The organism is Crocosphaera sp. XPORK-15E, from assembly GCF_034931425.1.
Taxonomy (GTDB): Bacteria; Cyanobacteriota; Cyanobacteriia; order Cyanobacteriales; family Microcystaceae; genus UHCC-0190.
Map to the genome: position 1 here is coordinate 89,057 of NZ_JAYGHQ010000018.1, position 25,353 is coordinate 114,409.

Annotated in this window: 22 protein-coding genes; 8 read left to right on the forward strand and 14 right to left on the reverse strand. The window is 40.6% G+C overall.

Annotated features, from left to right (window positions below; all coding sequences use genetic code 11):
* Positions 1-23: 23 nt before the first annotated feature.
* The 9 genes from VB691_RS19975 to VB691_RS20015 form a co-directional block, all read right to left on the reverse strand.
* Positions 24-1,298: a polysaccharide biosynthesis/export family protein gene (locus VB691_RS19975; protein WP_416245346.1), complete on the reverse strand. Its 1,275-nt coding sequence runs from the start codon at positions 1,296-1,298 to the stop codon at positions 24-26.
* A gap of 105 nt (positions 1,299-1,403) precedes the next feature.
* On the reverse strand, positions 1,404-1,928 hold the full coding sequence (locus VB691_RS19980; RefSeq protein ID WP_323293281.1) for a chemotaxis protein CheW: 525 nt from the start codon (positions 1,926-1,928) through the stop codon (positions 1,404-1,406).
* A 75-nt stretch (positions 1,929-2,003) separates the two neighbouring features.
* Complete coding sequence (locus VB691_RS19985; protein WP_323293282.1) at positions 2,004-5,375, reverse strand: hybrid sensor histidine kinase/response regulator; 3,372 nt, start codon at positions 5,373-5,375, stop codon at positions 2,004-2,006.
* A gap of 46 nt (positions 5,376-5,421) precedes the next feature.
* Complete coding sequence (locus tag VB691_RS19990) at positions 5,422-8,796, reverse strand: methyl-accepting chemotaxis protein (RefSeq protein WP_323293283.1); 3,375 nt, start codon at positions 8,794-8,796, stop codon at positions 5,422-5,424.
* 104 nt (positions 8,797-8,900) lie between these two features.
* The gene (locus VB691_RS19995) at positions 8,901-9,530 is read right to left on the reverse strand and encodes a DUF3365 domain-containing protein (RefSeq protein WP_323293284.1); all 630 of its coding nucleotides are present in this window, start codon (positions 9,528-9,530) and stop codon (positions 8,901-8,903) included.
* Positions 9,531-9,543: 13 nt separating this feature from the next.
* The gene (locus tag VB691_RS20000; RefSeq protein WP_323293285.1) at positions 9,544-12,933 is read right to left on the reverse strand and encodes a methyl-accepting chemotaxis protein; all 3,390 of its coding nucleotides are present in this window, start codon (positions 12,931-12,933) and stop codon (positions 9,544-9,546) included.
* An 83-nt stretch (positions 12,934-13,016) separates the two neighbouring features.
* Positions 13,017-13,595: a chemotaxis protein CheW gene (locus tag VB691_RS20005; RefSeq protein ID WP_323293286.1), complete on the reverse strand. Its 579-nt coding sequence runs from the start codon at positions 13,593-13,595 to the stop codon at positions 13,017-13,019.
* 27 nt (positions 13,596-13,622) lie between these two features.
* Positions 13,623-13,985 carry a response regulator gene (locus VB691_RS20010; protein ID WP_323293287.1) on the reverse strand — a complete coding sequence of 121 codons (363 nt, stop codon included), beginning with the start codon at positions 13,983-13,985 and terminating at the stop codon, positions 13,623-13,625.
* A 141-nt stretch (positions 13,986-14,126) separates the two neighbouring features.
* Positions 14,127-15,329, reverse strand: coding sequence for a response regulator (locus tag VB691_RS20015; protein WP_323293288.1), 1,203 nt, complete (start codon positions 15,327-15,329; stop codon positions 14,127-14,129).
* 145 nt (positions 15,330-15,474) lie between these two features.
* On the opposite strand from VB691_RS20015, the gene VB691_RS20020 reads away from it, so the two are divergent.
* Positions 15,475-15,882, forward strand: a complete 408-nt coding sequence (locus VB691_RS20020; RefSeq protein ID WP_323293289.1) for a hypothetical protein — start codon at positions 15,475-15,477, stop codon at positions 15,880-15,882.
* Between the two features lie 91 nt (positions 15,883-15,973).
* Here VB691_RS20020 and VB691_RS20025 read toward each other — a convergent pair whose 3' ends face one another.
* The 4 genes from VB691_RS20025 to asnS form a co-directional block, all read right to left on the reverse strand.
* Positions 15,974-16,261: a hypothetical protein gene (locus VB691_RS20025; protein ID WP_323293290.1), complete on the reverse strand. Its 288-nt coding sequence runs from the start codon at positions 16,259-16,261 to the stop codon at positions 15,974-15,976.
* A gap of 118 nt (positions 16,262-16,379) precedes the next feature.
* Complete coding sequence (locus tag VB691_RS20030) at positions 16,380-16,682, reverse strand: hypothetical protein (RefSeq protein WP_416245349.1); 303 nt, start codon at positions 16,680-16,682, stop codon at positions 16,380-16,382.
* A gap of 5 nt (positions 16,683-16,687) precedes the next feature.
* A complete protein-coding gene (locus VB691_RS20035; RefSeq protein ID WP_323293292.1) occupies positions 16,688-17,365 on the reverse strand; it encodes a glutathione S-transferase family protein in 678 nt (225 codons plus the stop codon).
* A 192-nt stretch (positions 17,366-17,557) separates the two neighbouring features.
* Positions 17,558-18,949 (reverse strand): asparagine--tRNA ligase, encoded by a 1,392-nt coding sequence (gene asnS / locus VB691_RS20040; RefSeq protein WP_323293293.1) that lies wholly within the window; start codon positions 18,947-18,949, stop codon positions 17,558-17,560.
* Between the two features lie 116 nt (positions 18,950-19,065).
* On the opposite strand from asnS, the gene VB691_RS20045 reads away from it, so the two are divergent.
* From VB691_RS20045 to VB691_RS20065, 6 genes are all read left to right on the forward strand, one after another.
* Positions 19,066-20,256, forward strand: coding sequence for a DUF3086 domain-containing protein (locus VB691_RS20045; protein ID WP_323293294.1), 1,191 nt, complete (start codon positions 19,066-19,068; stop codon positions 20,254-20,256).
* 16 nt (positions 20,257-20,272) lie between these two features.
* Positions 20,273-20,929: a glycerol-3-phosphate 1-O-acyltransferase PlsY gene (gene plsY, locus VB691_RS20050; RefSeq protein WP_323293295.1), complete on the forward strand. Its 657-nt coding sequence runs from the start codon at positions 20,273-20,275 to the stop codon at positions 20,927-20,929.
* 96 nt (positions 20,930-21,025) lie between these two features.
* Positions 21,026-21,220 (forward strand): DUF6888 family protein, encoded by a 195-nt coding sequence (locus tag VB691_RS25885; RefSeq protein WP_416245351.1) that lies wholly within the window; start codon positions 21,026-21,028, stop codon positions 21,218-21,220.
* Complete coding sequence (locus tag VB691_RS20055; protein WP_323293296.1) at positions 21,217-21,429, forward strand: DUF6887 family protein; 213 nt, start codon at positions 21,217-21,219, stop codon at positions 21,427-21,429. Before VB691_RS25885 ends, VB691_RS20055 begins: the two co-directional genes overlap by 4 nt.
* A 174-nt stretch (positions 21,430-21,603) precedes the next feature.
* Positions 21,604-22,683 (forward strand): class II fructose-bisphosphate aldolase, encoded by a 1,080-nt coding sequence (fba, locus tag VB691_RS20060; protein WP_323293297.1) that lies wholly within the window; start codon positions 21,604-21,606, stop codon positions 22,681-22,683.
* Positions 22,684-22,814: 131 nt separating this feature from the next.
* On the forward strand, positions 22,815-23,588 hold the full coding sequence (locus VB691_RS20065) for a class II glutamine amidotransferase (protein WP_323293298.1): 774 nt from the start codon (positions 22,815-22,817) through the stop codon (positions 23,586-23,588).
* Between the two features lie 5 nt (positions 23,589-23,593).
* Here VB691_RS20065 and lpxC read toward each other — a convergent pair whose 3' ends face one another.
* On the reverse strand, positions 23,594-24,412 hold the full coding sequence (lpxC, locus tag VB691_RS20070; RefSeq protein ID WP_323293299.1) for a UDP-3-O-acyl-N-acetylglucosamine deacetylase: 819 nt from the start codon (positions 24,410-24,412) through the stop codon (positions 23,594-23,596).
* Between the two features lie 346 nt (positions 24,413-24,758).
* On the opposite strand from lpxC, the gene VB691_RS20075 reads away from it, so the two are divergent.
* Entirely contained in the window at positions 24,759-25,322 is a 564-nt protein-coding gene (locus tag VB691_RS20075; protein WP_323293300.1) for a tetratricopeptide repeat protein, read from the forward strand.
* Positions 25,323-25,353 lie beyond the last annotated feature (31 nt).

The window sequence follows — 25,353 nt, forward strand, 5'->3', positions numbered from 1 at the left end:
ATATCAACATAGATGTCACTATTTTAAAAGAAATTGTTGTTATTGTTATTGTTATTGTTGTTGTTGTTATCGAAGGTGTTTTCCAGTTGTCTAAAAAAATTTGCGAACCCTATCAAATCTCGAATCGGCTGAGTTAGAACTCGGAAAGCAGAAAATATCTCTCCTAACAAGGTACGACTAACAACTATCACATCTCCATCTTTGAGGGTAACATATTGAGTCACATCTAAATTTCGTACTGTGTTAATGGGATTCAATCCTTGGGCAACAACTTTCCCCTGTTCAGGGTCAAATCTCAACAATGTCACTTCTTCTTTGATCACTAAAGGACTAATAGCAGGAAGATTAGCCACCGCATCTAAAAAGGTACTGCCACTGGGCAATGTCAGGTTACGAACGGCTAACCCAGCCGGGTTTAGCGGTACTAATACCCGAATGGTAATGGCGGGTTGTGCCAAATTTGTCTTAGCAATGAGAGTCTGATCGTAGTCTTTTTGTCCAATGGGCAGTTGAGAGACAATAACCGTATCTCCTCCCTGCAACCGAAACTCTGGGAGGCGTTTTCCTTGAATGAGGGGCGTATATAAATCAACTCTTTCTTCGAGTATGGTTCCATCTACCAGGGAACGACGTACAATGACTGAGCGTAAATCAGCTTGCGGGGTACTGCCCCCAACAGAGGTGATCACATTATTGAGGGTGACACCAGGGCCAAAAAAATAATAGCCAGGACGGGTGATTTCTCCTAAAATGGTCAGTTGAACGGGGCGAGGTTGTCCTAATACGGCCAGGACTTCCGGCTCTTCTTGAAGGTAACGCTGCCCCAATTCATAGGCAATTTTCGTTTCTACTTCATCTAAGGTGAGGCCAACAAGGGAAATTTGTCCGAGAAAGGGAACCCGAATTCTTCCTTCTGGATCAATCGGGCCAGCAAAGCTAAATTCAGGAAACTCTCGAACATTCACACTGACTACATCTCCGATCGCCAATCGATAGAGATTAAACTGTTCTGAAGTATTAACATCAAATAGGGGCGGAGCAGAGTTTTCGGGGGGGATATCATCGTTTCTGAAGGTAGAGGGAGGGGCCTGAGACACCAAGGACGGTTCTAAGGATTTTTGTTGAGAACCCTGAGCTAAACTGGCTGACACTAATAATCCTTGGGCGAGACTCCAAAAGACTAGGCCATTAGAAAGACTATAGAACACTGAAGCCCATAATCGTAGATTCAAAGCCGTTTTTATTGGTTGATCAAGAACATTCGCCATTCCCATCTTCGTTTTTCTCACTTTACTCATCACCACCATTGATCAATTTTTTTTAACCCATTGTCCTTGCTAATATAGCAATTATTAAGGTTTTTTGAGGAGGAAGGAGCAGAAAAAAACGGGAATTATTCTCGGTTAAAAAACAAAATCTCCAATGCCGATAGGTGGTACTAAACGATCAACATCTAACACAAATACCGTTAACAGTTGCTCCATGTGTTGCACTCTTGTTACATGACTGGCCATATCCAAGGTATCAGCACGACGATAAGAATCCGGTAATGTCCGAATTTGAGACAGAGGTAAATCAATTAAACTAGGGGTTTGAGAGATGAGAATCCCAAATTGCTCATCAATAGTATTTTTCGCTAGGATGAGAAACTGCCGTCCTTCTATTTGAGTTTGACTCACTTTAAATAAGCGTTTATGGAGATCGATCGCCGTAATTTCTTGATCCCCAAGATGAATCAAACCAACGGCAGTTGTTCCACTTCCCTCCATGGGCATATAATGCAGGATTTTTTTGACAAATTCTACGGGTAAGGCTAGATTAAGCTTACCAACTTGAAAAATTAGCAATTTACGACGGTGGTTCGCTGTTTCTCTTGAATGGGGGTCAAGACTGGCCGGAGAATAGGGAGTAATTGTTGGGTTAGTCATAATTGGTTAATGAGGTTTGGGGTTTGGGGTTTGGGGTTTGGGTTTGGAATCACACTTCCCTTTCTCATAACGCCCCTACTGAGTAATCATATTTTTCACTGTTTCTAAGAACTGTTGCTCAATATAAGGCTTAGTAAAATAGGCACTGGCCCCTAAATGAGTTGCTAACTGACGATGTTTTTCGCTACTGCGAGAGGTTAACATAGCTACGGGAATTTTCATTAATTCGGGATCACGACGACGCTGCCCTAAAAACTCAAACCCATTCATATTGGGCATTTCCACATCACAGATTACCAAGTTAATCGCTGAACTCTGTTGCAACTGATCAAGGGCATCTCGTCCATCCCTAGCTTGTAAAACCCGATACCCTGCTTTTTGTAATGTTAACGCTAAAGTTCGTCTGAGGGCGGCTGAGTCATCTACCACTAAAACAGTGTGATTTTGCACCATTTTCGCGGGAACTGAAGACTTAGGCTCCCCAAGGTCTAGAACAATGCCAGAAGCCTTATTATCGCTATGAATCGGATCAAGGGTTTGTTCCATTAAGGTGCTACCATTGATGACCGGAATTAAGGTTCCATCCCCCAAAATGGTACACCCATAAGTATAAGCAGGGGAAGCCATCGCTTTACCAAAGGGTTTAATCACTAATTCTTGTTCTGTCACCAGACGATTTACTTCTAGGGCGTAAAGTTGTTCCCCTTGTCGGAGAATTAACAAGGGTAAACCCCAATCATGAGGGGTTGATATGCCCTGCAATGCCTTACTGGTAAAGCCGTCAGGAAAGGTACAGCGATAGTCTAACAGATGACTTAGGGGATAAATGGGAATAATTTGCCTCTGCCAGCTTAAAAAGCGTTGATTCCCTGACTTTTTAATCTGTTCAGGTTCGGGCATAATAATTTCTTCGATGCTATCTGATGGTAATGCGACGGCTGAGGTTTGGCCATGGCCCTCATTATTAATCAAACAAACTAACAGTTTAGCTATGGTTAAAGTTAAGGGTAAACGGAGGGTAAATGTTGTTCCTTTGCCTGAAATTGAACTAACAGAAACCATTCCTTTTAAAACTTGTAATTGTTCTCGGACAACATCTAAACCAACCCCACGCCCTGATAATTCGCTCACTTGAGTCGCTGTAGAAAACCCTGGTTCAAAAATTAAGTTTTGTAGGACTTCTTTGGACATCACCGCTACTTGTTCTGGTGTTACTAAACCAACTGTCACAGCTTTTTGAGCAATTTTTTCTAGATTTAACCCTCCTCCATCATCCTTGATTTCCACAATGGTTTGGTTGCCTTGATGATAAGCTCTAATTTCAATCTGTCCCTGTTCTGGTTTACCTAATTTTCGTCTAATTTCTGGGGGTTCAATCCCATGATCAAAGCCATTTCGTAATAAATGAAGTAAGGGATCATATAATTTTTCTAAGGCTGCTTTATCAACTAATACTCCTGTCCCTGTTAACTTTAATTTAACAGGTTTATGATACGTTGTAGACAGATCTCTTAACACCCTAGGAAAGCGATTTAACACTTCCCCTAACGGTAGCATTCTTGCCCACATTAATTCATCTCTGAGGTTAGTGAGCATTTGACGCTGTTGTTCTAATGTTTGATTAGAGGCTCGCGCAAATAAAACAATATCATCTACTGATTCCTCTAATTGCATCATTTCTTCTACTAAACTTTGTACAATGGAATAAACAGTCCCATAAGAATCCATCTCCAAAGAATCAAAATCTGTTGCTAAATTGCCTCCTTGTTTTGTCGATTTTAAGGGAACATTCATTGCTCCATAACGTTCAGGTGCAACTAACATTTGATCAGAAAGTTGTCGTAAAGTTCCTGTAATTTTTTGAAAATAACTAAACCGATTAAGTAATTCTTTAACTCTTCCTTGTAACTGATCATTTTGTAGGGATAAACTATTACGATTAATTACTAATTCACCGACTAAATTATTCATTTTTTCGATTCGGTTAAAATCAACCCTAACGGAAAGATTAGATCCGGCTGCTTTTTGTTTTTCCGAACTATCTTTTTCTGAATTAGTTGTTGTTCCTGAACGGCTTTTTGAAGTGCGTTTTGAGCGGGTGGAATGAAAAGAATTAGTAGAGGTAGTAACTTTTGATTTTTGAACTGGAATGAATGAGTTTATTTGTTCTTCTAAGGGTAGCAATTTATCAAAAATATCCTCAACAGATTCGATAAAATTATCAATATTTTCTCTGCTTTCAGTCTCATCTAAATCCAATGATAAAGATTTTGATGAGGATTCTTCAATATTACCAAATACATCATCTAAATTAGAAGAAAAAGCAAAATTATCAGATGCTTCTGTGAGGGAAATAGCCTCACCAAACACATCATCTAAGAGAGGTGCATCAGAAAAGTCCGTTTCTTCTACACTGCTTAAACTTCCCCCAAAAACATCATCTAACGGCGGTGTATTGAAGAAATCAGAGTCTTCTAAAGCCGTTAAATTGAAAGAATCTTCCTCTGTAACTTCGAGAGATTCCAGATTATTCTCTACCATTTCATAGGAGATAACTTCTTGATTGTTGTCCTCACAATCATCTTGAAATAAATCATCTAAGGACAAAATTTGTTTGGTATTTACCTGGGTTGAGTTATTATTAACAGGATTAAGGATTTGTCCTTGAGCTAAGGTTAGTAAATCCTCAGAAGGTTGACCCCCAGAAGTGCGATCGCCTTCTACTAAGACTAAATGATGACTCTCTTGAAAATCCTTTAAGGCCAAAGTTGCAATGGTTAAAGCCGCTTCAGGATGCTTATCTAAGGCTTCGATCGCAGTTTGTGCGATCGCCCCAAACCCTGGTAAACTCAATAATTCGGCAAATCCCTGAAAAACATCCCCCTGATTGCGTAATTCCTGGGCAATTTGTGCGTTATTATTAGTAGCGATCGCAGTCTGTAACTGTTCTAACCCCTGGGCTACATCCACCTCAAACAGCGAAGAAACAATATCAATCCCTAAATCTGCCGAAGATGGCATATATTGATCGCCTTGAGCCAGACTATCCCCTAAAATGCTTTCAAGGGCTTCTAAAATGGGCATCGCTGCTGTTATGGCTGCTTCTTCATCAAAACTGCCCTGCTCAATTTGCTGGATGAGAGGATTTCTCAGGGAATCATAAGCTTGTAATAAAAGACTTTCTAACTCATTATCAATCTCAACCGTCTCATCATATAAAGCTTTAAAAATATCTTCAATCCGGTGGGCTAGGATTTTAATGGTATTGAGTTCGACACTTGCCGCCCCACCCTTAATTGAATGAGCCGCCCGCATAATTTCATGGACTTTGGGTGTGCTACGTTCTTCTTTTAGGGTTAGTAAACCTGTTTCAATGATTTGGAGAAGTTCAGGGGCTTCTTCGATAAAAAATTGATAAGCTTGATCGCGGATGTCAGGATTCAGCATTTTAGGGATGGGGAATAGGGGACGGGGTTTAGGGGATTGATAATAACTAAACTTTAAACTGCTCTACACTCGATTGGAGTTGGCTCGCCAGGGAAAGAACTTCTTGGAAAGAATCAGATAATTGAGTTGCAGAAACTGAGGTATTTTCGGCAATAGAAGAAACTTCTACCATCACCGCATTCATTGATTCGGAATTGCTTGACTGTTCGATCGCAGCTTGAGAAATAGACTTAATTAGCTGATTAATCTGCTGACTGGCGACAGTAATTTGGTTGAGACTTTGACGAGTTTCTTCCACTAATTGGGTTCCCATTAAAACTTGTTGAGTTCCCGTTTCCATCGTCTCTTGTACTTCTTTTGTCTCTGATTGAATACTATTAACTAAGGTTTCAATTTCAGCCGTGGCTTCGGCTGAACTTGTGGCCAAGGTTCTCACCTCATTGGCGATCACAGCAAAACCTCGTCCTTCTTCTCCGGCCCGGGCCGCTTCAATGGAGGCTTTCAAGGCAAGTAAGTGGGTTTGAGCCGCAAAACGACCAATCAAACTAACAACTTTAGAAATCTTTTGGGAAGATTCCCCTAAATGTTGTACTTTCTTACTTGTTTCTGCCACTGTTTCTTTAATGGCCATCATCCCCGCAACAGTTTGATTCATGGCGTTTTCCCCTGCTACCACGCTTTGACTAGCTTGCTGGAAAGCGGTTTGAGTGGCTTGGGCATTTTCCGCCACAGAATTAATAGAATGAGTCATGGCCGTTAAGCGATCGCCCGCTAAGGTCAATTGTTCAACTTGACGCAAAGCTTCACCCGCCAAAGACTGAATTAAACTATCATTATTTTCCGTAGTTTGAGAAAATTCTTGGGCAGCAGTTTGGGCATGACGAACAATGCGCCGTAGACTTTCCACCGTAGAATTATAAGAATCAGCGATCGTCCCAATTTCATCGGCAGTTACTTGGGCCCGAACCGTTAAATCACCTTGACTAATGGGTTCAACTTGTTTCAATAATTCCAGGGCCCTTGCTTGTAACTGTTCTTTGGCAACCCGTTGTTGTTCTTGTGCCATTGTTTGTTCATCCAAAAGGTTAGCCCGTTCTAAGGCTACCCCAATTTGTAGAGAAACTTGGGTCAAGAAATCAATTTCCGATTGTTGCCAAGGACGAGGACTTTCACAATGATGGGCAATTAAGAGGCCGATGAGTTCCCCGGCCATTAAAATGGGAGTAACTAAATTGGCCTGAACTTCTAAACCATCTAACTGTTTCAGATAACAGGGATTTAAGCCAGCTTTATAAATATTATCGAGAGCTTTGACACGACCTTGACGATATTGTTCAACAAAAGACTTGGCAAAACAAGGATCAGGGATTTGTTTGCCTAAAGCTTGAGGATAAAGGGGGTTAACGGATTCCGCAATAATCGTTCCTTGCCAATGTTCATCAAAACTATAAATAATGACCCGATCTGTTTTGAGAGCTTCTCGACTGCCTTGAACAACAAGATCAAACAAATTATCCGCTAAAAATTCTTTGGCAATTTGCAGGGTAATATTTTTTAAAGCATGGGCTAATCCTGATTCTAAGGATTCTTGATGGGTAAGCGTTACCCGCTCTAAGGTGATTTGAATTTGGCTGACAAACTGTTTAAGGAAGTCAACTTCGGTTTCTTGCCACTGATGGGAATTAGCACAGTGATGAGCGACTAAAAAGCCAAAGGGTTTATTTTGATGGGAAATAGGAATAATAAGATTAGCTTGGACTTCTAAACGTTCCAGCAATTGCTTGAATTCAGGTTCTGATGTTATCTCAGTGCCATCGAAAGCATTTGCTGAATTTTCTTTTAACAAGGCTGAAGGGACAAGAGCATATTTCTCTTTTTGCTCCTTAAGACGGGAATAACCAGGAGCTACGGACTCGTTAACAATATGCCCCTTGTCTTCATTGTCCCAACGATAAATCAACAAACGATCAACCTTAATGAGGTGTCGAGCTTCTGTCAATGCCTGATTAAACCAATCTTCTAGGGATTTTGGCTCAATGGTTTGTGGGGGGGAAAGTTCGGCTAAAAAGCGAAACATTTCCGTTTTTTGGCGAAGATGACGATCATTAGCAGCAATATTGTCGGCCATCTGATTAAAACAAATCGCCAATTGTCCGATTTCATCCTCAGAAACAACCTCTGCTCTTGCGCAATAGTTGCCTTCAGCAAATTCTTTTGTGACTCGCTGTAGTCGTTGCAGGGGTTTTGTGATAGCTTGGACGATAACTGCTACTACCACCACAACTAGGGTGAGGATAGCAAGTGATAGCTCCAATTGCAAAATTAAGCCTTGTTTGAGAATCTGGTTTAAATCAAATTCAGGATCACCGTAAACTAAAACGGCGACTGATTGCCCATTGTAATTTGGTAAAGTTTTAGTCGCCAGGGTATAAGCATGGCCATCTACATGAGTGCGCTGGTAAACGGTTTGTCCTTTGGCTTCTACAGCATTTTTTAAGATGGATTTATTAAGAAGGGGTAAGTTAAAACTGGATTGTCTGAGTTCGGTTCCCTCGTAAGCTGTAGCGACGGTAAATTCATCCCTGTCGGGATTGTAGAGATACACAGCACTATAGCCTATCCCTTGGAAAGCTTCAACGGTTTTCTCCACGATGTCTGAATTTCCGTTAACAATATCCCCTGAGACTAAGGCTCCGATCACGGTTTGACTGCCTGGTAGTTTAACTGGGGTAATAGTATAGAGAATTAGGGCATCTTGGCTAGTAATTCCTGCGGGTAAGGGGATTTTGGCTTTTGTGAGTTCATCCCAACTAATTAATTCATTGGTACGAATTTGCTTTTTCTGTTCAATAGCTTGACTGACTAAGTTATTAGGATTAAAAGTTTGTCCGATATTTTTACCATTTCCATTGGCAATAATGCGTAAATCTTTGCTGACAAAGGTGGCATATTCGAGTTGACGGAGTTCTTGTTCATTTTTGAGAATAGTGTTAATTTGTTGTCCAACATCCGTAGGTAATGACTTTCCTTGGTTTAAGGTTTTAGCTGCTTCAATAATGGTTGGGTTTTCTGCTTGGGAGTTAAAGACTAACCCTGTTTCTTGTAAATTATTATTATAATTAAGCTCGGTGACAGCCAATTGAGATTTGGTCTGATTCAACAATTGGGCCCGTAAACTTCCCACTAAGGCTGTTGATCCTAATCCAATTAAACCCCCTAAAGCGGCAAACATTAACACGGTAATGACTTGGGTTTTGCGACTGACTGGCAAATCGTAAAACTTCTTGAGGGGTTTTTTCACCTGGCTGATGGTAGTTTTTGCATGACTAGCCTTGTCGGTAGCCACTAGAGGGGGGTTAGGGGATCTAGAAGTTGGGGGCGTGGGTTCTGAAGAAGATGTCGGCATAATTGGGGTTTGCATAATGGTTGATAATTAATGGTTGATAATTAATGATTGGTAGGTGATAAGTAATAAGTAATAAGTAATAATTTTTTTACTTGTTACACTTAGTTACTTATGATTACTTACTGATCTAAAGGTAAATTGATTAAAATCCCTCCTATTACGTCTCCAACTTTAAAGACTTTGTCGGGATAACGTTGTTTGTGAACAGGATGTTGATTATGACAATCAATACAAGCGGCAGAAATAGCTTTATCGGGATAGAGGGCAGAGTAATAGCGTTTACCATCTTTTGTTTGATAATCTTTAAAAGGTAATCCGGTGAGCAAGATCGAATCCATCGCTTTTTTCTCAAATTCAGTCTTAGGCTGGTTGTTTTGATTGAGACTCCAAGGAGAAATAGCACCATAGCTAAAAGGACTATTTTCAGAGGCTAATTCAGAACTCATGCGAAACATTTGAGCGGGTAGAGGTAAAGATTTATCCTGTTGCCAATGTTCCGAGGCCCGCAGTACATTTTCGTCTTTGAGTCGCTGCACCACATATTTTCCGTAAACCGTGCGTTCGGATTTAATAATGCGATAAATATAGTCAGCGATCACATCTGGGGCTAAGTTTCCTCCCCCTTGCCCTGCCTGGAGGCTACTACAAGAGACAACAAGAAACCAACTGGTAACAGCTAATAACATCAGGGCAACTAAGCGCAGGGGCAGCTTAAATCGTCGAATATGGGTTATGATTGTGTGGATCATCTTAGGAGACTCCTTATTTAACTTTGAACTGACGGACGCTTTCTTCTAAGGATTGAGCGATTTCCAGTAATTGTTTAAAGGAGTCAGACACCTGGGCCGCTTCGGTAGAGGTTTTATCGGAAATCGCCGCTACTTGGGTCATGGTTTGCGTCACAGTCTGACTGGTTTGAGATTGCTCAATGGCTGCTTTGGTGATAGCTCCAACTAATTCTGTAATTTGTAGACTCGCCGCCGTAATTTGGTTAAGACTCTTACGGGTTTCATCCACTAATTTTGTTCCTGTCACCACCTGTTCTGTCCCTGCTTCCATCGCGGCAACAACGTCATTTGTTTCCGCTTGAATACTGGCTACTAAGGTTTCAATTTCTGCCGTTGCTTGGGCTGACTGACGGGCAAGCGATCGCACTTCATCCGCAACCACCGCAAAGCCTCGTCCTTCTTCTCCCGCATGGGCGGCTTCAATGGAGGCATTTAAGGCTAAAAGGTTCGTTTGATCGGCAAAACTACTAATTAGGTTGACGACTTTAGAAATTTTCTGGGATGATTCCCCTAAACGCTTGACTTTTTTGGCCGTTTCTGCGACCGTCTGACGGATTGCCATAATGCCATCTACAGTACGATTCATGGCATCTTCACCTTGTGCTACCGTTTGGGTGGCTTGTTGTACGGTGGCCTCAGCTAGTTCAGCGTTGGCAGCAACGGCACGAATAGACTCGTTCATGACTTGTAATTTATCTAACGCTGCCGAAACATCCTGTGCCTGGTTAAAGGCTTCCTCGGATAACAGACGAATGGCAGATTCATTTGAATGGGTTGTGTCGGACAGTTGACCTGTGGCCCCCTGTACCTGGGTAACAATTTTCCGTAGGTTTTCAATGGTTGCGTTATAGGAGTCGGCAATGGTGCCGATTTCATCTTCCGTAACTTTGGCCCGAATGGTCAGATCCCCTTGACTCACGGGATCAACTTCCATTAATAATTCTAATGCCCGTCGTTGCAGTTGTTCTTTAGCACGTCTTTGTTCTTGTTCCGATTTTTGCTGTTGTGTTATCAGTTCCGCCCGTTCTAAGGAAAACCCAATTTGGGCGGCAACTTGAGAGAAAAAGTTGATTTCTGAGGGTTCCCACTGACGAGGGCCAGAACATTGATGAGCGATAAATAGCCCCATTAATTTGTTTTTACGGATGATGGGGGCGACTAAGTTAGCCCGAACTTTGAAGGGACTAAGTTGTTTAAGATGGCATTCAGTCAGTCCAGCATTATAAATATCAGGAGTAGCTTGAACCCTACCTTGTTGGTATTTTTCAACGTATTTCTCCGCAAAACAGGGGTCGAGAATTTCGGCGTTTAAGGCGACAGGATATTCATTGGCCACAGATTCAGCGATGATGGTTCCTTTCCAGTTAGGATCAAAACGGTAAACAATGATGCGATCGCTTTTGAGGGCGCGACGCATTTCTCCCACAGCAATTTCTAAGACATCATCGGTGGTTAAAGCAGCAGAAATTTTGACAGTGATATCTCTGAGAATTTGGGCCCGTTTAGCGTCTCCCCGTCTTTGTTGTTGTAAGCTGAGACGATCTAAGGTAATAGTTAATTGTTCAGCAACTTGTTGCATAAAGCCAATTTCGCTGCTTTCCCATTCGTGGGGGCCAGTACAATGATGGGCAATTAATAGACCGAACACATCCCCTTGTTTGAGGATGGGAACGACTAAGTTAGCATGGATCTGTAACTGTTCCATGAGGCGGTGGTGATCAGGATCAAATCCGGCTTCATAGACATTATCTGTAGCTACAAACCGCCCTTTTTTGTATTCATTAATTAAGTCTGGGGGAATACAGCGATCGCTGATTTGTAATTCTATAGCACTAGGATAATTAGGATCATTAGATTCATGAGAAATAACGGCAGTCTGATCAAGATTGAATTGATAAATCACAACTCGATCAACTTTAAGAATGTCTCTCACCCCGTCTAAAGCGTTATTTAAAATTAGTTCCAAGGCCTGACGATCAGCAATTAAACTACTGGCAATTTCTGCTAAGAGGTTGGCTTGTTTGGTAGAATTGGTTTGTTTTTCGACTAAGGTATGAATCCGCCTGGTCATAAGATTGACATTATCGGCCAGCAGGGCAAATTCATCATGACCTTCTACGGGAATTTGTACGGTTAAGTCTCCTTCACCAATTTGCTTAACCCCAGAAACAATGCGGCGAATGGGACGGGTGAGTTGTTCTGAGAGTAAGATGGCTATGGCTCCAGCTACCCCTGCTGTTAATAATGTACCTAAAAAGAGGGCTGATAATAGTTGACGTTGAGGAATAAAGGCAACTGCTTGATCTAGGGTAACTGCGGTACTCCAACCCAAGTCAGGTAAGTTTTCTAGGGTAGTAAAGGGAGCAAAGGCAATAATTTTATCTGAACTTTGGGCGGCGAGGGGTTCTTTTTTGTTGGTAAATTTTCCATAGGTTGGGAATAGAGAAGCAGCACTAACAGCTTGATGTTCAAACTTTTTGCTTCTTGCATCAACTTTACCCGCCGTATTCATTTGAGTTACTTGCATTCCATCAGGGGCCAGAAAAACTTCTTTCTTACTATTAATGAGATAAGATTTTTGTCCGGGAATCTTATGGTGATTAACAATGTGTTGAAGCTGTTCAACTGGCATTCTGGCGCGAATGACTCCTATCGTTTTTCCTGTAGCTTGATCCTTTACAGGAGCCGCAAAATAAACATTAAATGTCCCCTCTGTGGTGGAGATTAGGGGTTCGCTAATGGTGGGGGAATTTGTCTTAATAACCTCTTGAAAATAGCTCCGATCTCGATGATTTTTGAGGGGAGTACCTTGAGATTGAGCAATCACATTTCCTTGAAGATCAAAAACGGCAATACTGTCATAAATTTGGTAAATATTAATAAACCTATCCAATGCCCTTTGTTTATCTTGGGGTCTAATCGTATTTCTTAATTGAGCATTGGTCAAGAATTCTAAATTAGATAAAACTTGAATATCAAAATAGCGATCTCTCATAAAGCGATTGACTTTTTCTGTCAATTCGACAGCATGGATGGTTTCCATCTCTTTTGTCTGATGGAGAATCACCTGGTTGGCCACGCCATAAGCGAGAGAACCAACTAAAATAACGGGACCTACGCTAAGTGCTGTAGCGGCAAACAAAGTTTTAGACCGCAGGGTAAGATTGCGCCACCATTGCCCCATAAACTGCCCTTTTTTGAGGATCGATTGTAGATTAGATATTGTAGAGGGTTGGTCATATTCACCCCTCAATTCCCTCTCTGGGGGAAGAATCTCGGTTTCAATCTGGATCGTAGATGGTTCGCCGTCTTCAATCTTTAATTCGCTGTTAGGAAGATTGGGATTAGGATTCGGAGAAGACATAAAATTAACCTCAATAAGATATAAATAAGGTGGGATTGAGTGCAATCAAACAATAGAAAATAAGAGAAATAATGAGGTAGAACTTAGGGTTTAGGCATAGCCGCGAGAATTGATTCCCCATCAAGAACCATTACCATATCTCCTTGGGGTTGTAACCAATAGCCCCGTAAAAAAGGTGCTAAGTTAGCTGTCACAGCTGCACCTGTTGGGGATTGAATTTCTGAGGGGTTACACCATTCAATATCTTCGACGCGACTTACCACCACCCCTAACAGTTGGCGATGGACTTTAGCCGTGGTGGAAGACTCAGCCACAGATTGTAAAGCGAGCCCTCGATAAACAGGGGTGACTTGGGCCTGATGAGCATGAGGGGTAAGACCTAGTAATGCGCCTAAATCAACCATCCACAGAATTTCGCCCCGCCAGTTATACACCCCCATTACCCAAGGAGGCATATGGGGAATGGGAACAATTTGACCCAGGGGAATGGTCAAAACCTCTGTTAGTTGGGACACTGGTAACAAAAGGGTTGTGTCTGGTACAAGATGAAATCGCAAGAATTGTTCTAATTGGTTGCGTTCACTTAAAACCCTCTGGCTGTAGTCTTGGCTAGTTAGGAGGGAGTTGGAGGAAGTTGGTTTGGGAAGTCCATTAAAAACCACAACGGAATACTCCTGGTGAGGAAAAAATTAGAGAATTAATTGTTTAATGGTGCGAAGAAAGATATCTTGATCAATGGGTTTGGGAATATAAGCATCGGCCCCTTGTCTTTTTCCCCAAAATTTATCCATATCGGTGTTTTTGGTGGAACATATAATGACAGGAATTTTGCTAGTTCGGGCTTCAGCTTTCAGTTCTCGGCAAATTTCAAATCCACTCAAACCAGGCAATACTACATCCAGGACAATGAGATCAGGTAGATCTCCAAGAAGCTTTTCTAAGGCTTCTTCGCCACTGGTAGCAATGGCCACCGTAATACCAGCTTGTTTCAAATATTGAGTAATAATTTCTCTTTCTGTTAAAGAATCTTCTACAACCAGCGCAGTTCCCATAATTTCTACCTCATTTAACCAATTATTTAGATGTTTTGATTCAGGTTCTCTAGTTTTAAAATTCCCTGAAATTCAAGGAAAGTAACAGTTTTGATCGATTGGGTGCATAAAATTTACAAAAGGACAACTTATGGGCTTAGTTTAGTCGGGACTTTCCTGTTTGAGATTTTTCCGAATGGCACTGAGTACCAATTCAGGATTGACGGGTTTACTCATAAAATCCGTAGAACCGACCATTTTTGCCCTAACCCGATCGACAATGCCGTCATTGCCTGTCAAAATGATGATCGGTGTATTGCGGAAAAAGGAAAGTTTGCGGAGTTGCCCACAAATTTCATAGCCGTTGGCATTCGGCATGACCAAATCTAAAAAGATCAGGGCGGGTTTACGGGCTAATAAAATGGCGATCGCTCTTAAGGGATCATTAATGCCCAAAAATTGATAATTGGCTCCGGTGAGGATTTTTTCTAAGGTTTGACACATGAGGGGACTATCATCCACACAGGCCACCAGAGGCCCTAGGGCAGTTTCTCCCGTAGATAAAGATCCCGTGGGGGGAGGTGAAACGGGAGGGGCCAGATCATCAATGTTAATCAATTCCACTAATCCCATTTGAATATAGGGCAACAGGGAACTGGTAACGGTTACGACATCTCGCTTCATCCGCACAGATAAATCTCTTAAGGTTTGGTTGCCGTCTAGGAGTTGTCGTAGGGTTTGATAAACTTGGGGGGAGGTGCGCTGTTGTAATTGTTCTGCCTGTCGAATAATGGGGGCAGAATTAGGCGAGCGATCGGCAACTTTGGCCCCTTGCCAAGCTTGCCAATGTTTTTGGGCTTCGTTAATTAGTTGATCAGCATCAATTAAGACTAATCTAGTAGAAAGTAAGTTATCTTGTCGTAGTTCACAAGTAACTTCCATGGTTTGAGTGATGTCAAACAAGGCCTCGATAATGACCGAACGGATCATTCTGGCCGCTTGTTCTCGACTGACTTTTTGTTGTTCTACCCACAGACACAGCAGTTGATATTCCCAACAAAGACGGAAATCTTGATTTCCTAAACTAGCAATATCTAGTTGTAAAGAAGACAGTTGGGAGGCAATTTGCGGTAGATACATAGCGATATGTCGTCGCCATCGTCTAACGGGGTGAGAACCCCCAGTGGCGTACATAATGCGCCCTAGATATAGATAGAAGAACCATTGTTCGCCTTTACTACTGGTCAGTATTAATTGACCGCTAAATCTTGGTTGTTTCAGCGTGTCAAAAAATCCAGCTTGTTTAGAGGCCGTAAATTCATGGATGGAAATGGGATTATGAGAGGGATATTGAGCAGTCATCATTGCATATCCGGTTGCGTGACCAATCTCAGAGTTACAGTTCTAGAGTTCCCTTAATTTCCAGAAAAATAACATTTGCAAGATTCTGGCCGATTTTTGGGCAATCTAATCTTAAAGATAGTGCTGTTAATTTCTAGGAAATTTTTCCATGCAAAAAATTCTCTCAATCCTTGGTTTAATGACTGCTTGTGTTGTCGCAACCCCTGCGATGCCTAGTTATGCCGAAAATTTGCTGATTTCTGAGGCTATGTTGCAACAAATGACCCAACAACTTAATCAAAATTTACCAATGATGATCAACGATCAGGCCCGTTGGGATTCGGTTTCGGCCGGCCCTGGCTCGATTCTCAATTATAATTTTACGATTCTTTCTGCTAATAAACCCAATGCCAATCAACTTAAACAACTGCAAATGGCACTGGTTTCTACCACCTGCCGTGATCAATCTGTAGGATTGTTATTGCAAAATGGTGTAACTTTATCTTTTAATTATCGTGGCAATGGGGGTCAGTCCTTGGCCAATCTTCGAGTTAATCCTACTGATTGTGGTTATTGATGAATTTTTTAATCTGTCAACGGCTTTTGACCCCTACTAAGTTTAGAAAACTAACAAAAAACCTGAAAAAAACATCAATTTGCCCTTGACTTTATTTAGAGGCATTAGTTTGCTTTTCTGCTTCGTTAACAGTGCGTTCAAAATAAGTACCAGGTTTGTTAAATTTAACCTTGGTTGTTGCTTCCCCTCCTTTTAAACTGGTGAAATCTTGTTTTTCTTCACTAATAAACTTAGCGATTGATTTATGAAGGGTTGTTCTTGTATTTTGACTAACTGTCCCTAATGATTTCGGTAAGACTTTATCCCCTAGAAAAATAAAGGCCAAAGCTAAGACAAGACTAACATTTAAAATCGTTCCTAAACGAATGACAATTCTCACAATAATCTTCCTAACAACTTCTAAACTTTTTCTATTGCTAAGCTTGTTATAAACCTTTTATTGATGATTAGTCTGTGAAATTAATCAAACTATGTTGTGATATTGATCAAACCTAAGCCTACAATATAGGGACAAAGGTTTTTAACATCTTCCTGATTTTCAATAAAAAGATCAGGTTGCGTAACTTTGAGTCTATTTGAGGAGGATAAGGACTTTCCCCCAATTTTTCCTGAATTTGAGCATATTCTGCTGCTGTTAATGGTTCTCCATTTATTCCGGATCTTCCTTCTGTGATAATTTCCATTCGCAATACTTCTTCAGGAATGTCCTCTGGAGGTGGTAATGCTACCCCCGCCTCTAGAATTATCATTTGTAAGGCTAAACTCATCGGTATGACCCTGTAAAATGCGGGATATCTCATGTTTATCATTCCCTTGGTGACAACCCTGGTGGTAACGCTTCTCCACAGATATTATGAATTGTAACAATTCTCTCAAATAACCAAGGATAGGTTTGACGATAATTAGGAATTAAGGCCAGGGGACTGAGTAATGCAGCAGCGGTGAGATCGGCCACACTCAGGCGATCGCCGACTAAATAAGGCTGAGTCTTCCAAAACGATAACACATCCATGGCGGTTTCTAATCGTTGTGCGGCTAATTCTACGGTAGTGGGGGTGATACCATATTGACGACGGACAATATTAATTACCAATTGACTTGATAATGAGGGATCAATCGATTTTCCTTCCCCAGCCCTAAAATGATAATAGACAAAACGGGTTGCTGTCCCAATACTTTCATCTAACCAGTCTTCTAATAACCATGCTTGAGTTTTTTGCGTGGGGTCAGTTGGTATGATGGGAGGGTTAGGTTGATAGGTTTCCAAATACTTAAAAATACGGGTTGAGTCTGCAACTGCTTGGGGTTCCCCTGTTTTTTGAGGTAATAAAACGGGGACGGTGGTTAACCCTGTCAACGGTTTTAGTTTCAAAATATGTATTCCTGGAGTCAAGTTTTCTACTTGATAGGGAATTTTTTTGTATCCTAATGCTAATCTTGCTTTTCGACAATAATGAGAAGTGCTAAATTGTAACAATAACATAAGGTATTTTCAGAGACTTGATTATTTGAGATTTAGCATATTATTAATTAGCAAAAAATCTAGTTAATAATAAAGGCAATAAAATCAGAAGACTAATAACTAAAAATGTTTTTGAGAAGAAGGTGAGCAGTTTATATTTTTAGTTATTTACTTGATCATTAAAACTCGCAACTGCCCACCCAACAAGGGTTATTAAAATTCAGCACTTAAGGGAGTACGAGGGAAAGGAATAACATCTCGAATATTGCCCATTCCTGTCATAAATTGTACAAGTCTTTCAAAGCCTAAACCAAATCCTGCATGGGGAACAGTACCATAACGACGTAAATCTAAATACCACCAAAGATCATCAGAAATAATGTCCATTTCTGCGATGCGCTTTTCTAACACATCTAATCTTTCTTCCCGTTGGGAACCCCCAATGATTTCGCCAATTTTCGGGGCTAAAACATCCATCGCTGCAACAGTTTTTTGATCATCATTCAGACGCATATAAAAGGCTTTAATTGCTGCCGGATAATTCGTAACAATCAAAGGTTTTTTAAACAATTCTTCCGCCAAATAGCGTTCATGTTCGGACTGTAAATCAATGCCCCATTCTACGGCATATTCAAACTGTTTACTAGATTTTTCCAGTAACTTAATCGCCTCAGTATAGGTAATGCGTTCAAACTCATTATTAATGATATTGTTAGCCGTTTCCAAAACCGACTTATCAATACGTTGGTTAAAAAATTCCATGTCTTCGGGACAAGTTTCTAAGACATATTTAAAAATATACTTTAAGAATTCTTCAGCCAAATCTTGATCCCCTTCAATGTCACAAAAAGCCATTTCTGGTTCCACCATCCAAAACTCAGCTAAATGACGAGAAGTGTTAGAATTTTCTGCCCGAAAAGTTGGCCCAAAAGTATACACATTTTGAAAAGCCATAGCCATGACTTCTGCTTCTAATTGACCACTAACCGTTAAATAAGCCTTTTTCCCAAAAAAGTCTTGACCATAATCAATTGCTTGTTGTTTATTACGGGGAATTTTGTTTAAATCAAAATTAGTAACAGTAAATAATTCCCCAGCCCCTTCACAGTCACTTGCGGTAATAATTGGGGTATGAACCCAGATAAAATTTCGTTCTTGAAAAAAGTTATGAATAGCCGTTGCACAGGCATTTCTCACCCGCATAACTGCCCCCATTGTATTTGTCCGCGATCGCAAATGTCCAATGGTGCGTAAAAATTCAAAGGAATGACGTTTTTTCTGGAGAGGATAGGTTTCGGGGTCAGCTTCCCCATATACTTGAATTGTAGAAGCTTTTAACTCAATTCTTTGTCCTTTGCCTGGGGAGGGAACCAAACTGCCTGAAACTTCCACAGAAGCCCCTGTATTAAGGGATTTAACTACATCTTCATAGTTAGGAAGATTGGTGTCAAGAACAACCTGTAAATTGCCCAAAGAAGACCCGTCATTGACTTCCATAAAAGCAAATTCTTTTAATTCTCGCTTAGTGCGTACCCAACCTTGAATGGTAACGGTTTCATCAGGTTGACCATGACGTAAAATGTCTCGAATTCGTTTCGTTTGCATGGTTGTTTGACATGATTAGGAAGTCATTGTATTGTTCATTTTATCAGGTCTTGTCAAATGTCCACTGTACATAACCCTGTCTCCTGATACAATAAGAATTGATCTAATTTTGATTAATGAATTCAGACCCTTCCCAGTCCCCCAAACCCGACTTAAACGTTGATTTTACAGAAAACTTGGCCGAGGGTTCTCCCCTTCCCTTAAACGAGGAAAAACTCCAACCCCTGAACCTTCCTTCCCCTGGAGAGGCGGAACCGTCGGCAACAGAATTACCTGTTAAAGTAGCTTCAACCCTCAACCCTCAACCCCAAGAAACGGCTAAGCTAGAAAGTCAGATACAACAACTCAGCCAACAAGTTGAGTCATTACAACAGCAAAAACAAGCATTAACCAGAGAAATTGAAGCTTTAGAAATCAGGAAAGCCCAAAAACTGACGGAACAAACCCAAGATATTGAACAAGTTTTGCGTCAAATGGTTCAAGAAGGGTTAAAAGAACTTCAGCAGCAAAAACAAACCCTAGAAATGTCCGTTGAACAACTCGAACGCCGTCGAGATCGCATTCGAGAGGAAATGAAGACCACTTTTGCTGGAATTTCCCAAGATTTGGCCATTCGGGTACAAGGGTTTAAGGATTATTTAGTCGGTAGTTTACAAGATTTAGCGGCTGCTGCTGAACAATTAGAATTACCGACTACAGAAACTTGGACAACTCCCTCCGCAACCCTGACACCTCCCCCCCCAAGTTCCCTTAACGCCCAGTTTGCGCCCCAGGAATTTGCAGAGCAAACCCGCAGAATTCAGCAAATTCTTGATCAATATCGCAAAAATCCTGATTATTATGGGCCGCCTTGGCAATTGCGCCGTACCTTTGAACCTATTCACGCCGAGCGCGTACAACAATGGTTCTTTAAACAAGGGGGACGGGGAACTATTCGTTCTATGGGTAGTCGTTTACAAAATATTTTAGTCGCCTCGGCAGTGATTTCTGTTGTCAATCAGTTACACGGCGATCGCAGTCGGTTTCTTATTTTGGCTAATACCCCCGAAAGACTGGGAGAATGGCGACGGGGACTACAAGACTGTTTAGGCATTGCTCGCGGTGACTTTGGACCAGAAAAGGGTGTGGTCTTATTTGAGTCCCCAGAAGCACTAATACAGAAGGCGGAAAGGTTGGTCGAGGATAAATTTTTGCCCCTAGTCGTCATTGACGAAACAGAGGAGCAAATTAACCTCTCTCTCTTACAATTTCCTTTATGGTTAGCTTTTGCGCCTGATCCTCAACAAATGTCCAGTTATCTCTATTAATAAACAGTTTTGACCTATGGCTTGGCTAATTACTGCATTATTGATCTTAGTTGACTACTTACTGGGTTCAATTCCCACAGGCTATTTAGTCGCAAAATACGTCAAAGGGATTGATATTAGGGAAGAAGGTTCCGGTTCAACTGGGGCCACTAATGTTTTGCGAACCGTCGGCAAAACTGCGGCTATTTTTGTCTTAATTGGAGATATGGCCAAAGCCATGTTAGCGGTAGGGATAATCAAACTTTGGTTTGTTTTTGCGCCTTTAACTGTTATTCCCCTGGAGTGGAAATCTTGGCTGATAGTAGCAGGGGCAATGGCTGCGATATTAGGTCACAGTAAGTCGATTTTTCTCAATTTTACTGGAGGTAAGTCTGTCGCTTCTAGTTTGGGGCTTTTACTGGTTCTTAACCCTTTGGTTGCTTTGGGTGCGTTGGCTACTTTTTTAGGGGTGTTAGGGTTATTTCGTATTGTGTCCCTCAGTTCTATCATGGGAGTGATAGCGGTTAATATTTTGATGCTAGTCTTACATCAACCTTTATCCTATTGTCTGTTTGCGGTGGTGGGTGGTATTTATGTTGTTGCTCGTCATCGTACTAATATTATTCGTATATTTGAGGGGACAGAACCGAGAATTGGGGAAAAGTTACAACAAGAAGAAGCAAAACCAGTTTAAATGTCTAAAGAAGGAGAAAAAATGACGACAAATATTGATATAAGAACTCTCTAAGCTGTTAAGCATTCAAATGTTATATAATCAGATTATTATTGTTTGAAAAGGAGGCTATTTAGTCTGCCAACTACAGTACAAGCATTAATCTGTTTTGATGTCTGCCAACGATTAACCAATTTGTATCTCCCAATCTTTATGGTACGCTTGGATCAAAGAAGCGGTAAGATCTTTATCCTTGCAGGTGAGGAAACAGAGATATTAATTGACCAAAATGGTGAATGGGATTATCTATGACTCAGCCTAATTTCGAGAAAATGAACCGAGACGAACTTAAAAACTATCTGCTTGAACATCGGGAAGATGAAGCGGCATTTCACGCTTACATGGACAAACTAGCTACCGAACCAGTCCTAGCACACGGAACCCAAGAAGACGCTGAAAATAGCGATCGTTTTCTTGCCATTATCGAGAAAGCTCAAACAATCAAAGCAAACAAGCACTAAATTGCCCCGAAATGTATTGAAAATAGACTTGACAAAATACATAAAATATGTATCAAAAAAAATCCAAATCAAGTTAGTCAAATAGTGAAAACTATCTTAAGATTAACAGATAAGAGAATTAATTTTCTTAACGACTCGCTCACAAAAAATAAGAAATAGACTAGGAGGACATCTATGGCACTTGTACCTATGCGGCTGCTTTTAGATCACGCGGCAGAACACGGTTATGGTATTCCTGCATTTAATGTCAACAATTTAGAGCAAATCCTGTCAATTATGCAGGCTGCTGACGAAACCGATAGCCCCGTTATCTTACAAGCTTCTCGCGGTGCCCGTAAATACGCAGGGGAAAACTTCCTCCGTCATTTAATTTTAGCCGCAGCAGAAAGCTATCCTCATATTCCCATTGCCATGCACCAAGATCATGGTAACAGCCCTGCAACTTGCTACAGTGCTATCCGCAACGGTTTTACCAGCGTCATGATGGATGGTTCCTTAGAAGCAGATGCTAAAACCCCCGCCAGCTTTGACTACAATGTTAGCGTAACGGCTGAAGTTGTTAAAGTTGCTCACTCTGTGGGTGCTAGTGTGGAAGGTGAACTCGGTTGTTTAGGTTCCCTCGAAACTGGTAAAGGTGAAGCTGAAGATGGCCACGGTTTTGAAGGTGCGCTTTCCCATGATCAATTATTAACTGATCCTGAAGAAGCGGTAGAATTTGTCACTAAAACCCAAGTTGATGCCCTCGCAGTTGCGATCGGTACCAGTCATGGTGCTTATAAATTCAGCAAAAAACCTACTGGCGATGTTTTAGCCATTAGCCGTATTCAAGAAATTCACGCCCTTCTACCTAATACTCACCTGGTAATGCACGGATCTTCCTCTGTTCCCCAGGAATGGATTGATATGATCAACCAATACGGTGGTAAGATTCCTGAAACCTATGGTGTACCTGTTGAAGAAATTCAAAAAGGTATTAAGAGTGGGGTTCGTAAAGTCAATATTGACACCGACAACCGTTTGGCGATCACTGCTGCTATTCGTGAAGCTGCGTATAAAGATCCCTCTAACTTTGACCCCCGTCACTTCATGAAGCCTTCTATTACTTACATGAAGCAAGTTTGTCTTGATCGTTATCAGCAATTCTGGACTGCTGGCAATGCTAGTAAGATTAAGCAAATGTCTCTTGATGACTATGCTGCTAAGTATGCTAAAGGTGAATTAACTGCTGGAACAAAGAAAACTGTTGCTGTATAGTCTTTGACTATAATAAGCAATGTAATATAGTTCATGATTAAATCCTTTGGGTAGCTTTATTAGTTACCCAATTTTTTATGGTTTTCGTTCAAGATATAGTGTTTCTTTATCATATTAAGGAGAGTATCAATATGTGTCAACTATTAGGAATGAATTGTAATATACCTACGGATATTTGTTTTTCTTTTGAAGGGTTTTGTGCGCGAGGAGGAAAAACAGATGAACATCAAGATGGTTGGGGAATTGCTTTTTTTGAAGGGAAAGGTTGTCGGTTATTTTTGGATGCAAAACCTTCTACAACCTCCCCTATTGCTGAATTAGTGAAACGTTATCCTATCCATTCTACCCATGTTATTTCCCATATTCGTAAAGCAACTAAGGGGGAAATTAGGTTAGAAAATTGTCATCCTTTTCGACGGGAACTTTGGGGACGATATTGGGTATTTGCTCATAATGGAGATTTACCGGATTTTGAGCCTAATAATTCTCAATTTTATCAACCTGTGGGAACGACGGATAGTGAACAAGCTTTTTGCTTTATTTTAAATAAATTACGTCAAGAATTTCCTCATGAAAAGCCAACTTTACCGATACTTTATAGCACCTTAAATCAGATTACGTTATCCTTAGCTAATCTGGGAATTTTTAACTATTTATTATCTGATGGGGAGTCATTTTTTGCCCATTGTTCCACTAAGTTACATTATATTATTAGACAAGCTCCTTTTGGGGCTGCCCATTTAATTGATCAAGATGTTACTGTAGACTTTCAAGCATTAACCCATGCAAGCGATCGCGTGGCAGTTATTGCGACCACTCCCTTAACAGATAATGAAGTTTGGACACCTTTACAACCGAATCAATTAATCGCTTTTCAAGATGGTTTACCTCTCAATATTAGTTAATTAAACTAATAAATTTCTTTGATTTTTTTAGCTAACTCAACATGAAGTTTATGACTTGCTTTATAAGCCAAGAAATGAGCTTGAGGGATAGTTCCCAATAAACTTAAATCCCCCACTAAATCTAATAATTTATGACGCACAGGTTCATTTTCAAAGCGTAACGGAGGATTAACCCAACCATTGCGATCGCAGACTAAAGCATTCTCTAAATTACCTCCTTTAATTAACCCTGCTTGTTTTAATTGTTCAATCTGATCAGCAAATCCAAAAGTTCTTGCAGGGGCAATAAATTCACTAAAAGATTCTTTTTTTTGATTCCAACTAATCCATTGATTACCAATTGCTTTATAAGGAAAATCAATACCATAGGTAAAGCGCATTTCTGAGGCAGGAAGAGCCGCTACAAAAGCATCACCATCCCTAACCCATATAGGTTCATTAATGGGGCTTCCTGGCACTATTTCCGACGGTTTCAGACCCGATTTAATGATAGCATCAACCCAATTTTTAGCTGATCCATCTAATAAGGGAACTTCGGGGCCATCAATTTCAATTCGAGCATTTTCAATGCCACAACCTACCAAAGCAGCTAATAAATGTTCTACTGTACGAATAGTAGCATTATTAGAGCCTAATTCTGTTGATAATGTTGTTTGTTTGACTGAAGAAACTTGAGCAGGAATGATGGGTTTTTCTGGTAAATCTACCCGCACAAAATAACGTCCTTCTCCAGATTTTGCAGGTAAGATTGTTACTTGAGTTGTTGCCCCAGAATGTAAACCAATTCCTGATAATGTAAAGCCTTTTTCAATCGTTGATGTCATAATCACTCCTCTATAAAATTGATTTATCCTGTTTTCATTTGAGTTATTAATACTGTAACATAAGCATACTTCGGCAAGCTGTTATTGAATTTCGACTACGCGACAATTGAGCGTAGTCGAAATTCAGTACAAGTTTCGATAACCTTACATAATTATGTCACAATTTATCTTGATTCTGCACTAAAATAAGATTAGTCCTGCCATGATCTCCGTATTTTACCGATGGAACCTTTAACCCTTCTTGCTACTATTGTCACCATTACTATAACAGGTGCTTTAACTCGTGTGGGTGAAATTCCCTAGATGGTACTATAGACAAATTTAAGCGACTTATGCTTTTTCTCTCATGGATACTTTTAGTCAAAGTTTAATCGCTGTTTTCCAGACTATCCCCCAATCTCCCACTCTAAAACAGATTGATTTTTATCGTTTTCTCATCCCCCATTTAGAAGAATTAGGGAACTATTTAAGTGCAACTATTCCTAACTCCCCTTCCTCATCTTTTGAACAATTTAAGGTACAGCTACAACAGTCAGTTTCAGATGAAGAAATTTATTGGGTATTTACTGGTTTAAGTCACTTTTTTGCTGGTCAAGGATTGTATTTAAGTGCAGAACCTCTCTATTTACAAGCAATTAATATTTTGAGAGAAAGATTAGGAGAAAATCATCCTAATACCCAAACCTGTTATCAAAATTATATGATAATGTTGTCCCAATTCCCCGAAGCAGAATTAAGAAAACGGTTTCCTGATGAAGTAGTTAAGATGTTGAAACCAAAATCCCGTAACCTCTGGAAACAGAAATTATTAGGATTAATTCAAGGGGTTTTAAGACTGTTGATTTTACCCTTTTATTATGTTTGGTTAGGGTTGCGGTGGTTAGTTAGAAGGTTGCTGTCTTTACTGTGATTAGAATGATTGAATGATGACTATGATTAAC

Excerpts from the sequence above, each read along its gene's own strand:
- VB691_RS19975 (WP_416245346.1), bottom strand. The coding sequence starts at position 1,298 with ATGAGTAAAGTGAGAAAAACGAAGATGGGAATGGCGAATGTTCTTGAT.
- VB691_RS19980 (WP_323293281.1), bottom strand. The coding sequence starts at position 1,928 with ATGACTAACCCAACAATTACTCCCTATTCTCCGGCCAGTCTTGACCCC.
- VB691_RS19985 (WP_323293282.1), bottom strand. The coding sequence starts at position 5,375 with ATGCTGAATCCTGACATCCGCGATCAAGCTTATCAATTTTTTATCGAA.
- VB691_RS19990 (WP_323293283.1), bottom strand. The coding sequence starts at position 8,796 with ATGCAAACCCCAATTATGCCGACATCTTCTTCAGAACCCACGCCCCCA.
- VB691_RS19995 (WP_323293284.1), bottom strand. The coding sequence starts at position 9,530 with ATGATCCACACAATCATAACCCATATTCGACGATTTAAGCTGCCCCTG.
- VB691_RS20000 (WP_323293285.1), bottom strand. The coding sequence starts at position 12,933 with ATGTCTTCTCCGAATCCTAATCCCAATCTTCCTAACAGCGAATTAAAG.
- VB691_RS20010 (WP_323293287.1), bottom strand. The coding sequence starts at position 13,985 with ATGGGAACTGCGCTGGTTGTAGAAGATTCTTTAACAGAAAGAGAAATT.
- VB691_RS20015 (WP_323293288.1), bottom strand. The coding sequence starts at position 15,329 with ATGATGACTGCTCAATATCCCTCTCATAATCCCATTTCCATCCATGAA.
- VB691_RS20020 (WP_323293289.1), top strand. The coding sequence starts at position 15,475 with ATGCAAAAAATTCTCTCAATCCTTGGTTTAATGACTGCTTGTGTTGTC.
- VB691_RS20030 (WP_416245349.1), bottom strand. The coding sequence starts at position 16,682 with ATGAGATATCCCGCATTTTACAGGGTCATACCGATGAGTTTAGCCTTA.
- VB691_RS20035 (WP_323293292.1), bottom strand. The coding sequence starts at position 17,365 with ATGTTATTGTTACAATTTAGCACTTCTCATTATTGTCGAAAAGCAAGA.
- asnS (WP_323293293.1), bottom strand. The coding sequence starts at position 18,949 with ATGCAAACGAAACGAATTCGAGACATTTTACGTCATGGTCAACCTGAT.
- VB691_RS20045 (WP_323293294.1), top strand. The coding sequence starts at position 19,066 with ATGAATTCAGACCCTTCCCAGTCCCCCAAACCCGACTTAAACGTTGAT.
- plsY (WP_323293295.1), top strand. The coding sequence starts at position 20,273 with ATGGCTTGGCTAATTACTGCATTATTGATCTTAGTTGACTACTTACTG.
- VB691_RS20055 (WP_323293296.1), top strand. The coding sequence starts at position 21,217 with ATGACTCAGCCTAATTTCGAGAAAATGAACCGAGACGAACTTAAAAAC.
- fba (WP_323293297.1), top strand. The coding sequence starts at position 21,604 with ATGGCACTTGTACCTATGCGGCTGCTTTTAGATCACGCGGCAGAACAC.
- VB691_RS20065 (WP_323293298.1), top strand. The coding sequence starts at position 22,815 with ATGTGTCAACTATTAGGAATGAATTGTAATATACCTACGGATATTTGT.
- lpxC (WP_323293299.1), bottom strand. The coding sequence starts at position 24,412 with ATGACATCAACGATTGAAAAAGGCTTTACATTATCAGGAATTGGTTTA.
- VB691_RS20075 (WP_323293300.1), top strand. The coding sequence starts at position 24,759 with ATGGATACTTTTAGTCAAAGTTTAATCGCTGTTTTCCAGACTATCCCC.